Annotated in this window: 12 protein-coding genes; 3 read left to right on the forward strand and 9 right to left on the reverse strand. The window is 36.1% G+C overall.

The window, feature by feature from the left end:
- The first annotated feature begins 2 nt into the window (after nucleotides 1-2).
- Nucleotides 3-2279 carry an ATP-dependent Clp protease ATP-binding subunit ClpA gene (clpA, locus tag ACY45D_RS08600; protein WP_463109309.1) on the forward strand — a complete coding sequence of 759 codons (2277 nt, stop codon included), beginning with the start codon at nucleotides 3-5 and terminating at the stop codon, nucleotides 2277-2279.
- Nucleotides 2280-2423: 144 nt separating this feature from the next.
- Nucleotides 2424-2777 carry a YnfA family protein gene (locus ACY45D_RS08605; RefSeq protein ID WP_463109310.1) on the forward strand — a complete coding sequence of 118 codons (354 nt, stop codon included), beginning with the start codon at nucleotides 2424-2426 and terminating at the stop codon, nucleotides 2775-2777.
- 84 nt (nucleotides 2778-2861) lie between these two features.
- Here ACY45D_RS08605 and ACY45D_RS08610 read toward each other — a convergent pair whose 3' ends face one another.
- The 9 genes from ACY45D_RS08610 to ACY45D_RS08650 form a co-directional block, all read right to left on the reverse strand.
- Nucleotides 2862-3872, reverse strand: coding sequence for a hypothetical protein (locus tag ACY45D_RS08610; protein ID WP_463109311.1), 1011 nt, complete (start codon nucleotides 3870-3872; stop codon nucleotides 2862-2864).
- 265 nt (nucleotides 3873-4137) lie between these two features.
- The gene (locus ACY45D_RS08615; protein ID WP_463109464.1) at nucleotides 4138-4620 is read right to left on the reverse strand and encodes a lytic transglycosylase domain-containing protein; all 483 of its coding nucleotides are present in this window, start codon (nucleotides 4618-4620) and stop codon (nucleotides 4138-4140) included.
- Nucleotides 4621-4854: 234 nt separating this feature from the next.
- Complete coding sequence (locus ACY45D_RS08620) at nucleotides 4855-5412, reverse strand: hypothetical protein (RefSeq protein ID WP_463109312.1); 558 nt, start codon at nucleotides 5410-5412, stop codon at nucleotides 4855-4857.
- Between the two features lie 25 nt (nucleotides 5413-5437).
- On the reverse strand, nucleotides 5438-6382 hold the full coding sequence (locus tag ACY45D_RS08625; RefSeq protein ID WP_463109313.1) for a phosphatidate cytidylyltransferase: 945 nt from the start codon (nucleotides 6380-6382) through the stop codon (nucleotides 5438-5440).
- Entirely contained in the window at nucleotides 6379-7077 is a 699-nt protein-coding gene (locus ACY45D_RS08630; RefSeq protein ID WP_463109314.1) for a lysophospholipid acyltransferase family protein, read from the reverse strand. Before ACY45D_RS08630 ends, ACY45D_RS08625 begins: the two co-directional genes overlap by 4 nt.
- 58 nt (nucleotides 7078-7135) lie before the next feature.
- Complete coding sequence (locus ACY45D_RS08635) at nucleotides 7136-7570, reverse strand: hypothetical protein (RefSeq protein WP_463109315.1); 435 nt, start codon at nucleotides 7568-7570, stop codon at nucleotides 7136-7138.
- Entirely contained in the window at nucleotides 7567-8925 is a 1359-nt protein-coding gene (locus ACY45D_RS08640) for a phosphatase PAP2/dual specificity phosphatase family protein (RefSeq protein WP_463109316.1), read from the reverse strand. Before ACY45D_RS08640 ends, ACY45D_RS08635 begins: the two co-directional genes overlap by 4 nt.
- Nucleotides 8926-9002: 77 nt before the next feature.
- On the reverse strand, nucleotides 9003-10751 hold the full coding sequence (locus tag ACY45D_RS08645) for a bifunctional alpha/beta hydrolase/class I SAM-dependent methyltransferase (RefSeq protein WP_463109317.1): 1749 nt from the start codon (nucleotides 10749-10751) through the stop codon (nucleotides 9003-9005).
- A gap of 24 nt (nucleotides 10752-10775) precedes the next feature.
- On the reverse strand, nucleotides 10776-11411 hold the full coding sequence (locus ACY45D_RS08650; RefSeq protein WP_463109318.1) for a CDP-alcohol phosphatidyltransferase family protein: 636 nt from the start codon (nucleotides 11409-11411) through the stop codon (nucleotides 10776-10778).
- 146 nt (nucleotides 11412-11557) lie between these two features.
- Here ACY45D_RS08650 and ybaK point away from each other — a divergent pair, with 146 nt between their 5' ends.
- Nucleotides 11558-12025: a Cys-tRNA(Pro) deacylase gene (gene ybaK, locus ACY45D_RS08655; RefSeq protein WP_463109319.1), complete on the forward strand. Its 468-nt coding sequence runs from the start codon at nucleotides 11558-11560 to the stop codon at nucleotides 12023-12025.
- The last annotated feature ends 315 nt before the right edge of the window (nucleotides 12026-12340 follow it).

Here is a 12340-nt window from a genome sequence, read left to right on the forward strand (position 1 = left end):
TCATGCTCAGTCGTCAATTAGAGGTTTCACTACGTTTGGCTGTTAGCATGGCTCGTCAAAAGAGACATGAGTTTCTTACAGTTGAACATTTATTGTTGGCTTTACTTGATAATGATTCTGCAGTGAATGCTTTGAAAGCATGCGGTGCTGAAATTATAACTTTACGTAAAGAGTTGGAAGAGTACGTTGAACAACATACACCTAAATTAGGTGAAAACAGTGATCAAGCGCCGCATCCAACTGAAAGTTTTGACCGTATTTTACAACGTGCAATTTTCCATGTTCAATCGAGCGGTGGAGATCGTACTGTTGAGGGTGCAGACGTATTAGTTGCGATGTACTCTGAGCGAGACTCATTTGCAGTTTATTTGCTTAAACGCCATCAAATCAATCGTTTGACTTTGACACAATATTTGTCACATGGTGCGCGCAAAGAAGAAATACAAGTTGAAGAAGAGTCTGATGATTTAGACGGTGAATCAAGTTCTTCGGCAAATGCAGGCCCATTAGAGCTTTACACGTTAAACCTAAATGTTGAGGCACAAAAGGGCAAAACAGACCCATTGATTGGCCGTGAAAAAGAAATTGAACGTGCTGCGCAAATTTTATGTCGTCGTCGTAAGAATAATCCGCTGTTGGTCGGTGATCCGGGTGTAGGAAAAACCTCCATTGCAGAAGGTTTAGCTTGGTTGATTGTGAATGGTAAAGCACCTAAGCCACTCGAAAATGCTGAAGTGTTCAGCCTTGATATTGGTGCATTGGTTGCGGGTACAAAATATCGTGGTGATTTTGAAAAGCGTTTAAAACAACTTTTAAATGCCCTAAAAAAGAAACCAGAAGCGATTTTATTTATTGATGAAATTCATATGATTATTGGTGCTGGCTCAAGTATGGGCAGTACGATGGATGCATCAAACTTAATTAAACCTGCTTTGGCAAATGGGACACTACGTTGCATTGGTTCTACGACATTCCAAGAATATCGCCAAGTTTTTGAAAAAGATCATGCATTGTCGCGCCGTTTCCAAAAGATTGATGTGAATGAACCATCGATTTCAGAAACCATTGATATTTTACGTGGTTTAAAAGTGAAATTCGAAGAATTCCATCATGTTAAATATGATGATATGGCTTTGATTTCGGCAGTAGAATTGTCTGCTAAATTCATCAATGATCGCTTTTTACCAGATAAAGCTATTGATGTGATTGATGAAGCAGGTGCACAACGTCGCTTAAAAGCAGAGCAAGATGATACGCTGATCACGGTTGAAAATATCGAAGATATTGTGTCTAAGATTGCACGTATTCCACCGAAAACTGTTTCTAAAGACGATAAGTCTGTGCTTGAGTATCTTGAACGTGATCTTAAACGTGTGGTGTTCGGTCAAGACGAAGCGATTACTGCATTGGCATCTGCAATCAAGTTGTCACGCGCGGGCTTGAAATCACCAGATAAACCTGTGGGAAGCTTTGTTTTTGCTGGGCCAACAGGTGTGGGTAAAACTGAAGTGACCAAACAGCTTGCGAAATTGCTCGGTGTTGAGTTGGTTCGCTTTGATATGTCTGAATATATGGAACGTCATGCGGTTTCACGTTTGATTGGTGCGCCTCCAGGTTATGTTGGATATGACCAAGGTGGTTTGTTAACAGATGCGATTCATAAAAATCCACATTGTGTTTTATTGCTCGATGAAATTGAAAAAGCGCATCCAGATGTCTTTAACTTGTTATTACAAGTCATGGATCATGGTGCTTTGACGGATAATAATGGTCGTAAGTCAGACTTCCGAAATGTGATTATTGTATTAACCACCAATATTGGTGCTGAAAGCATTTCACGTACCAGTATCGGTTTTACTGAACAGGACAATAGCAATGACAATCAAGAAGCGATGAAACGTGCTTTTGCACCTGAGTTCCGTAACCGTTTAGATGGTGTGATTCAGTTTAAAGCATTGCAAACCACTGTGATTGAGTCTGTTGTAGATAAATTCTTGACCGAATTACAAGCTCAGCTTGATGAGAAGAAAGTTGTCCTAGAAGTAGATCAAAGTGCACGTGATTGGATGGCGGAAAATGGCTATGATCGTTTAATGGGTGCACGTCCAATGCAACGTTTGATTCAAGAACACTTGAAGAAACCGCTTGCTGAAATGATCCTATTCGGTGAGTTGGCAGATCATGGTGGAAATGTCGCGGTGTCTGTGAAGAAAGAAAATGGCAAGGCTGTAGGGCTGACATTGGAAGTGTTTGAAGACCAAACCGCAGAACCAGCTTAAGGTTTTGATCTAGTGTTATTCTCTTGATTGAAGATGACCCGTGTTTACACGGGTTTTTCTTTATAGATGATCATGTCACAGTCAAATTAGCAATTTTAAATATTCTACAAAAAGTAGAATGAATCAAGGTGTCGATTATATTTTATGGATATTCAACTGACTAAAATTATAAGCACTTTTTTATTATTTTTACTCACTGCGATTGCAGAGATTTTAGGTTGTTATTTTCCTTATTTAATTCTGAATCAAAATAAAAGTTATTGGTTGTGGATTCCAACGGCACTCAGTTTAGCAGTATTTGTATGGTTATTAACTTTACATCCTGCGGCTTCTGGACGTATTTATGCAGCTTATGGTGGGATTTATATTTTTACAGCATTAATGTGGTTAAGATTCGTGGATCAAATAAGTTTAACACGTTGGGATATTATGGGCGGTATCGTCGTTTTGATTGGCGCTGCTTTAATTATTTTACAGCCCCAAGGTTTAATCCGCTAATTGATAGTTTTTATTTTCTCTGTGTGTTGAATGGTTTCAAGCTGAGTAATTTTACATAATTTAGGAATCGCTTTTCGGTATTCTTCATAATCCTGTTTGTATTGTTTTTAACCAACGCTGATATTCAGCATTTAATTTTAAATTTGCTAGATTAGGTTCTTTTTCAATAGAATCAGGTTCTGTTGTATTTTCATCTGTAATCTCAAGTTGTTTTAAATAATATAAAGCCTGTTCAGATTGTCCAAGTAGGGCATAGAACTCCGCTAGAAATTCATTCTCACGATGCGAAAGTTTAGATTTTTTCTGTACGATTGCTTCTATTTCAGATTGATTGTCGATCAACCATTTTTCAGCAGTTTGTGGGTTTTCTGTGTTCAAAATTTTGTAATACTGTTGTACAAGAATCAGAAAATTACCGATATCAACATTATCTAACTGCTGTTGTGAATGAGATAAATATAGAAATAGCGGCTTTTTGAGCAGATTCATTAAGTGTTTTTGTTCATTAAAATCAAAATGGTGCTTTTGCAACAGCATGAGCTTGTCACTCAGTACTGCCTCGTAATTTATTTGATGTTCTTTATCTTCTGGGTCAATTTTTATTAATAATGAAAATAATTGTTCAGCTTTAATCAAATTCTGTAAACGTGGCGTTGGATCGGTATTCTTGCGGTAATAAACCGACATTTTTGCATAAAATAATCCTAAATTATTGAGTGCGATTTTATCGTTTGGATCACGTTTTTGTAATGCGAGATATGCGTCTTCAGTTTTTTTCTGATAGGGAGTAGATAGCGCTGTACAATGTTGTTCAAGTAAATATTCAGCATATTGAGAGGTGATAATGGCATAATTGTGCAGATAAACTGAATCGTTATAGCTCATATTATTCGATTTTAATAACTTTTCAACATTTTGCTGTGCTTGGTAAATCTGTATTTTAATTTGTGCTTCTATTGCCGATAAATTCTCTGTTTGCATAACTTGATCGGTGAAATCTGCAATTGATTCTATTTCAGTCATATCAATATCAGCATAAAGCGCTGTATTTTGAAGTGAAAGTAATAACACTATGCTTAGCTGTTTTATGTTCATAGAGCACCTTGTTAAATTTTTAGTATTTCAAATACTTAAACTCAGAATTGTTGTGTAATTATCAAAGGATCTTTGTTTTATCGTTAAAGCATAATGTAATGAGCCATTTTATTGTCGAAAATAGTGTTTAATCTTGTTTCAATGCCTTCATTTATATTGTTGATTATTTCAGATGCCTCTAAATAAAGAATCAGTTTTTAAATGAATCCATTTAAGAGGCATGTGTTTTAGAGTCAATATAAGTTACTTTTATATAAAGCAGGTTTTATAAAGCAGACTTCAATTGTTTTTGATGTTTCTTTACTTGTTTTGCATATTTTTTGCCTTGGCGGCGCATTTTCCAACTCGATTCATAATTGCTTGGCCCAACATTATAATAAGCCAAAGCTTTCTTCCAACTACCCGCAGATTGATTATATTTGGACAAAATCATCGTGCCGCAACGAATATTGTTATATTCATTGTACAAATCACCAGGGCATGATTGCTGCCAATAACGTGGCATAACTTGTGTGAGTCCGACAGCGCCAGATGGTGATACTGCATAACTGCGATAGCTTGATTCTTGACGAATGGTTGCAGCGATCAATAATGGATCAACATCAAATTGTTCAGCACTTTGCACAATCATTGGTGACACACGATTGGCAACATCAGGTGAAACAGAATATGCTTTTTGAATACCAGTTGAGAGTTTTCCAGCACGTTTTTGTATAGAGCCACCACCTAAAGAAGAACAGCCTGTCATAATCAGTACAAGGGAGAATATTGCGGTATTTTTTAATGCACGGCTGTTTCTTAAAGGGGTGTATAAATTCAAAATAAAACCAATAACGTGTGTCTAAATGTGCTTTGATGTTATGTGTCACGAAGCATTGTGTCAATTATAGAAGTTTTATAAAATTATTAAGATATTAACTTAATATTTAATCAATTTTTAGTTTCATCACATTCATGATTCTATAAGTTTTCGGCTGTTAATTTACTTTTTTAACATAATCGCAAGCATTAAATGTAATGAATTTTCAGGACTATATTGCACTTCATACAGTTTATTGCCATCTTGGGTATAGATCGCATAAATAATAGGAATATTCAGTTTATTCTTTTGAATTAATTTTGAATTTTCAGGGCTCAGTTGCTGAGCAATTTCAGTTAATTTTGATGTATTAATCTCTTGTTTGATTGTTGCTTTGCAAATGTATTGTGCACCTTCGAAACGATCATGAATAATATCGAGAATTGCTTGTGATTTTTGAGTATTTTCAGCTTTTAATTTTTCAATATCTAGTTGTTTAACCTGTTTTAGCTCGATACCCACTATAGATTGGGAATCTTCCTGAACAGGTGCCGAATTTTGTGTTAAGCGTGCTCGCAATTGGTCAATTTTTGAAAGTGGATTGATATTGATCTGATTGGCATATCGCTTTTTAACTGAATCAAGGACTTGTTCGTCATGACATGGGCTATTATTGAATAAACTACAGCCTTGCAAAACGAAAGTTAGGCTTAAAAAAGTAAAAATTCTTTCGATTTTCATTTATTTTTTCCTAGGTATGAGTCGATCAACTCCACCAATACCTTAAAATATGAAAGAAAATAGGTGCAGAAAAACAAATAGAGTCAATGCGATCTAACATTCCACCATGTCCGTGAATGAGTTGCCCCCAATCTTTAACCCCGCGATCACGTTTAATCGCAGACATCACTAGACCGCCAAAGAAGCCAAAGATACAAACCACCAATCCAATACAAGCCGCTTGAACATAGCTAAAAGGTGTTAACCACGCCATTGCAGTACCCAAAGCCGTTGCTAGGAAAATACCACCGAGTAGGCCTTCTACAGTTTTTGATGGTGATAAAACAGGTGCAACTTTGTGCTTTCCAAACAATTTACCGCAGACATACTGCAATACATCTGAGACTTGAACCACCATGATTAACCAGATAGCTAACCAAATCGGTTCACCTTTAAATTCAGGTAATTTCAAATTCAACAAAGCTGGAACATGTGAAATACAGAATACACTGACCATGAGCCCCCATTGAATTTTTGAACTACGTTCTAGAAAATGAGTTGTATCTTCTTGTTTTAAACTGGCAATTGGAATTAATAAAAAAACATAGAGTGGAATAAAAATTGAATAAAGACCGTACCAATCGGTATAAATTAAATAATATTGATAGGGAATAACAAAATAGAATGCGATCAGTAATGGAAAATAATCGCCGCGTCGGGTTGGCAGTAAGCTAATAAACTCACGTAGGGCAAACAGTGAGATAATCCCAAATAACACAATAAATGCTGTTTTTCCCAGCAAAATCGCCGCAGCAATCACGATAAGCATGACCCACCATGCATTAATTCGTGCATTTAAATTATCTATAACCGATGATGGTTGAGCTCCCGCTTTTTGTTTGAGAATAAAACCAACAGTAGATGCAAAAACTAAAATTCCTGCAAAAATAGCAAATAAGAGATAGGTTTTATCAAGATTATTTAACATCATTGATTTTCAACCTCTTTTAATTCTAATAATTGTTTTTGTGCATAATCAATAAAGCTTGTTTTATCCATTTCTAAATGTTGCTCTAAAGGACAACCAAAACATACTGTAGAAAGTAAGGGGAGTGGGATAAATGCACCTTTGGGCATGACACGTCTTAAATTGGAAATCCAAACAGGAACAATTTCAATTTCAGGGAATTGTTTGTGCAAATTATACAACCCACTTTTGAACGGTAATAATTCAATATCATCATTCAGATTACGCGTCCCTTCAGGGAAAAAGATAATTGAATAACCTTGCTCAAGCGCATCTTTCACAGGTTGTAAAGGGTCAGTGTTATCTTCTTGATTACGTCGAATTGTTACACCATTGAACGTATCTTTAATTAGAAATTGTCGAAATCCATCTTTAAGCCAATAATCGGAAGCAGCCACAGGCTTGGTTTTTCGCCGCATTATTTTAGGCAAAGATGACCACAGTAAAATAAAATCGATATGACTATTATGATTTGCATAATAAATTCGCTGTTTTGGCACAGGCTGACAACCGATCCATAAACTACGTGCGCCAGTCAGTAGACGTGCCCCACGACGTGTAAAGAAAGCAATTAAACGGGCAATAGAACTGCTCGCAAAATGATTTTGAGTTTGCGCGAGTGGTACATTTTTATCGTTTTGAAGCGGAGTTTTATTCATTCTGCAAACCAATTTTATCAATAATTTCAATAGGCTTATTTAGGCTAAAGAAAGAAGTTTATTGTGCTAACAATTTATAAATTAAGACAATTAAAACAAAATATTGTATGAACAGTAAAGTAATTTGCAGTTTAAATAAACGGAAGCAACCTGCAAAGCGTAAAGACCAATCACGACCAGTTTTCGATTCAGGCATGAGTTTAAATTGCATCAATGATTGATCAAACTGTTGTGTCAAATTTTCGATGGATACAGTATCAGATTGTTGCGCCATAATTTCAATGAGTTCCGCATCAAATTTCAACCTGAGTGACACGTAATGATGAGTCATCATAAAACCGAAGCTTAGAATAATAAATATCCAAAATTCAAGAGATTGCCAGCCTTTAAGCAGTATTGCCATAATCGATAATATAAAGGCGACATAGCCTGAAATTAACAAACCATGGGTTGCAGATAAAAGTTTTGCCACCACATAAAAGTTCATTTTCATGGGGCTAATCCTTTCAATTTTAATTGATAAGTATTCAGGTTTTTGATTTGAGCTTCATTCAGCTTAACCCATGGTCTGGCAGACTGAACAATTTGAATTGCATCATTTACATGCGCTGCATGCTGCTGTTGTAACAGCCAAGCACATAAAATAGCGCTACTTCTCGAATAGCCTAAGGCGCAGAAAATCAATACATCTTGTTGTGAGTGCTGTGCTGAAGTTGAATCAATCAATTGGTTAAAAGATTCAACAGCTTGAACAAGCTGATCGGCTTGTAAGGGGATTAAGTCTAAACTGGTGTATTGAAAATATGAACATTCAGGATTCACGGGTAACTCTGCAACACAATCAAATACTGCTTGATATTTTTGAGTTGTGGAATGCGTTGGTATGCGCCCTAAAAAAATGGTTGTATTTTCAAATTTAAAAATTTGGGAATCTTCAGGATGTTTCTTTGTCCAAATTCGACTGTTCAACCATGCAAATATTAAGTAGGGCGCAAATAACATTTTTGCTGCGATGCTCAAGTTACCATCTGCTTGTTTTTGGAAGAAATGTGGTCGAACAAAACCGTAGCTTAAAGCTACGCCAAATAGACTGATCGCTGGGTAGAGTAACCATAATCCCCAAGGTTTGAGTTCATATGCCAAGATAAAGCAAATCACTGCGCCACAAAGGTAGTAACTGCCTAATTTTAAATGCTTTGGCGTTAAAATTTGTAAACCATCTTTTTTAAAAGGTGATTTTGCCGTAAATGGAAATAGCCATAGACACAATGCACCTGCCAATAAACCAGTTGGAATATCAATAAAATGGTGTTGCCATGTGGTAAGTACAGATATTCCGATGAGCAATGACCAAATATCGACGAGGTATTTCCATCGACCTGAGCTATGTCTACGGAAGAAGTCCCAAAGAATGACCAATAAAACGATATGTAGAGAAGGTGCTTGGTTAAAAGGTTTATCAAAACCCATCAATACATCAAACCAGAGACCAAAGAATCCGTCTAAAGGTGGGCGTTCAAAACTAAATTTGAGTGGAAAAAGTAGAAAGCAACTGATCGAAATGAGCTGTGCTGTAAATAGCCTAAGCGCATGCTGCTTAAGCTCAAATTTATTCCAACACAATAGCAAAGACAGCCCATAAAAAAGATCAATCGACCAATAAGGTACAATTGTCCATGCCCAAAGCGGAATGTGTTTTTCCCAGTCATAAACAATACTTGGCACGTTCAGCAGTTGCGATGCGTAGTTATTTGCAAATCCATAAGTAAGAAAGAAAAAGGGTGCAAGGAAAATTAAACAAAGGATTCCCCATTTCCAAGTGCCTGTTTCTTTATTCAGTATTTGCATAAAACATCCATAGATTATTATTGTAAAGTTATACGTAGACGACATGATTCAAAGATTGATCATATCGTCTATGCTTTTTAAAGCTTTTGAGCGACTGAAACTGTAAAAATTCCAAATTCATCAATACATTGATCTACTTTTTTAAAGCCAGCCGCTTCAACGAGGGCATCCATTTCCGCTTGTGAGCGTAAGCGCATGACCCATGCATCACCTTCACGATGTGAGGTTAATGCACGTGCAATAAATTCTTGCTGAGGGTGCCAAATTTGACCTGTATAGATTAAATAACCATCTTTGAGAATGGCTTTACTTAAACCTTCCAGTGACTGCCGAAGAAGATCATTATCACTAAACAATTCATATAAACCAGAAACCACAGCTAAAGATGGTTTTGGTTTGACTGATGCAAGTGATTGCGTATCAAAAGCATCGGCTTGAACAAATTCAGCGATATCACTTAAACCACGTTCAGCAATCATTTTTTGCCCAGCCTGGACATTAATATCACTATAATCACGCAGTAGAATCGAGTCTGGGCGCTTTGAAAGTTGCGTAACAGCATCTAAAATATAACGACCATGCCCTGAAGCAATATCCATGATTCTAAGTGGTTTACGCTTTTTGATGAGAATGTCAGCGTATTTCTGTACGAGATATTCAATATTTTGTTTACGAACACGGATACCACGCCAACCAATCGCATTGAGATATTGTCGATCTATAATTTTGCCAATTGGATTGCTACTTTCAGTCTGATTACGATAGACAAAATCTAGTGTGCTGCCTGAGTCATAGCCAGTATCTTCACCAATTTTTAAGCCTCTAGATAAATGACTTCCTATTTTTAAATTCTTTTTAGTCATTTCCCAAAATGCATTTTTTATGGATTTCGCAGGCAGTGGAGCACTTAAGTCTTCAGCAATCGCACAACTTGAACCAATTTTATCGGCATTTAAAAGATCAGGTGCTTGATATTCCACAGCAAAACATTGCTGAATAAAACGACGGATTTTTTCAGTTGCAATATGACGGTCTTTTTCGCCCAAAGTATCGTGAAAGAAGCCATCTAATATATGAAATTCTTTTTTAGGATGCGGTAATTTTTGATAAAACTGTTGCTGCGGTTTTTGGAAGACCACAAAATCTGAGCCTGAACATAAAACCTGTGTTGGAACAAAGATGTTTTGTGCATCCGCGACAATGCGTTTTGAAGCATCGTATAGCCCCAATAACATTCTGACTGAAATCGCTTTGGCAATTTTAGGGTCGGTATCATAGCTCTGTGCGCGTTGTTTATCATGCGTGAGCATATTGGCTTTCACATAGCTTTGTATAAAGAAATTGCCACGTAGTTTTGCCATAACTCTTAAGCTTGGTTCAGCAAAAGGCACATACAATTTAATATCAAAAGCAGGAGAGGCTAGGCAGAGTGCACGAATTTTAGGTGCATAATCATGAACCCAAGTTGCAGCTAAAACAGCACCTACACTTTGCGCGACTACAGCGATATTTTCCGCTGAAATTGCATATTGTTGTTCAATATGTTGCACAAAAGATTGAATATCTTTAACACATGCTGAAAAACTGGGTGCATCACCACGCTCACCAGGCGAATCTCCATGCCCTCGTGCATCCCAAGCGAAGAAATCAAAATCAGGTAAATTCAATTCGTTGACTAAATGCGCCATACGCCCCGAATGTTCATGACCACGGTGAAATAGAATGATGGCTTTTTTTGTTTCTGATGATGTATCGGTTGCCCAGTGTTGATAAAACAACGCAGTTCCATCATGGCTCGTAAAGGTTTGTTGAGTATTGTTATACATCTGTTTTTACCCTGAATAATAAAATTACGAAACTGTCTTTAAACTATTTTTAATTCGGTTATAAATGGTGAGCGTAAGTAGAAGGCCAATTAGAATCAGTATGCCATTACAAATCCAACCAAGAAGTTGCAAATTTGTACTGATTAGTGGAAATATCACAATAATAACAGCAATTAAACTAAACCAAAAAGCACGATCACTTTTCCCCATTGGGCCATCATAACGGCGTTCTTGGCCAATCAGAGGTGCCATTACACCTGTATATTCACTGAGAAGAGCAAGAAAAACGATAAATAACAATAGTTTTGCACTTATAAAACCAAAGGCAATAAAACAAAGATAGAGTGCTGTATCGGAAATAATGTCACACAATTCATTATAAAAAGCGCCCAAATTGGACTGCTGTTTAAACTCACGTGCCAACATGCCATCAATTGCATTGAATGCCATACGAATTAGCATCCACAAGGGAAATAATAATAAAAGCCAAGAAATAGAATGTGTTAAATAATGTTGATATAGGAAATAGCCTAAGCAAATTGAGATAAACATCGCGAATAAAGTGACTTGATTCGCTGTGATTCCCAATTTGAATAATCTTTGCACAAAGGGACGTAATAAGTTCTGAAATGCTGGTTTTAATTGATAGATAGAAGGCATCGTTTTAATAAATGTTCGTAATTGTTGAGATTTTAAGCAGATTGCGGATGATTTATCAAGTGCTATAAATAGCCTAAGCAAATTCAAATTTTCTCAAAAAAGTCTTATACTTGCATCTCCTCAAATATTTTAAATACTCAATTCACATGACACCTGCTTGTAAAGTTTTGAAATCAAATAAAATCGAATTTTCAATACATGAATATGAACATGACGCCAATGCCAAAAGCTTTGGTTTGGAGGCAGCAGAGAAACTTGGGTTAAAAGTAGATGAAGTGTTTAAAACATTGATGGTGACTGATGATAAAAATTATTTTGTTGCTGTTTTACCTGTGAATCATCAACTTAATTTAAAGAAAGTTGCCAATGCTTTTGGTTGTAAAAAATTGCATATGGCAGATCCGAAGGATGCGGAACGTTTAACAGGTTATTTAGTCGGGGGTATTAGCCCACTTGGGCAGAAGAAGCGCTTAAAAACGGCGATTTCTGATAAAGCCTTAGGACTGACAAAAATGTATATCAGTGGTGGCAAAAGAGGGCTAGATGTCGGACTACACCCAAATGATTTGGCAAAGGTTTTAGGTGCAGCTTTTGTTGATATTGTAGATGAATAATTACATCAGTTTTTGATTCTTAAGGTGTAAGCTATTAATTTATAATACTTAATATATAGAAATGATTCTAAATAAGTATTTCCCTAATTAAATGAAAAGTTGAATAGCGTAAACCTTGAACCATTTTGAGTGTAAATAAAAATAAAAACCTTTAATTCAATCTGTTAGATGTATTTTTAAAACCTTTTTTTCGATTTCTATTGAATTATTAAATGATAATAATTATTATTATCAGTATTCTTAGATTTTACAATCTTCGATCAAGAAACATAAATAAATTTAAAGCGACTGCTCAAAGGTTTGAATTTAATCAAT

This window comes from Acinetobacter sp. BZX-2 (genome assembly GCF_055179795.1).

Excerpts from the sequence above, each read along its gene's own strand:
- clpA (WP_463109309.1), top strand. The coding sequence starts at position 3 with ATGCTCAGTCGTCAATTAGAGGTTTCACTACGTTTGGCTGTTAGCATG.
- ACY45D_RS08605 (WP_463109310.1), top strand. The coding sequence starts at position 2,424 with ATGGATATTCAACTGACTAAAATTATAAGCACTTTTTTATTATTTTTA.
- ACY45D_RS08610 (WP_463109311.1), bottom strand. The coding sequence starts at position 3,872 with ATGAACATAAAACAGCTAAGCATAGTGTTATTACTTTCACTTCAAAAT.
- ACY45D_RS08615 (WP_463109464.1), bottom strand. The coding sequence starts at position 4,620 with ATGACAGGCTGTTCTTCTTTAGGTGGTGGCTCTATACAAAAACGTGCT.
- ACY45D_RS08620 (WP_463109312.1), bottom strand. The coding sequence starts at position 5,412 with ATGAAAATCGAAAGAATTTTTACTTTTTTAAGCCTAACTTTCGTTTTG.
- ACY45D_RS08625 (WP_463109313.1), bottom strand. The coding sequence starts at position 6,382 with ATGATGTTAAATAATCTTGATAAAACCTATCTCTTATTTGCTATTTTT.
- ACY45D_RS08630 (WP_463109314.1), bottom strand. The coding sequence starts at position 7,077 with ATGAATAAAACTCCGCTTCAAAACGATAAAAATGTACCACTCGCGCAA.
- ACY45D_RS08635 (WP_463109315.1), bottom strand. The coding sequence starts at position 7,570 with ATGAAAATGAACTTTTATGTGGTGGCAAAACTTTTATCTGCAACCCAT.
- ACY45D_RS08640 (WP_463109316.1), bottom strand. The coding sequence starts at position 8,925 with ATGCAAATACTGAATAAAGAAACAGGCACTTGGAAATGGGGAATCCTT.
- ACY45D_RS08645 (WP_463109317.1), bottom strand. The coding sequence starts at position 10,751 with ATGTATAACAATACTCAACAAACCTTTACGAGCCATGATGGAACTGCG.
- ACY45D_RS08650 (WP_463109318.1), bottom strand. The coding sequence starts at position 11,411 with ATGCCTTCTATCTATCAATTAAAACCAGCATTTCAGAACTTATTACGT.
- ybaK (WP_463109319.1), top strand. The coding sequence starts at position 11,558 with ATGACACCTGCTTGTAAAGTTTTGAAATCAAATAAAATCGAATTTTCA.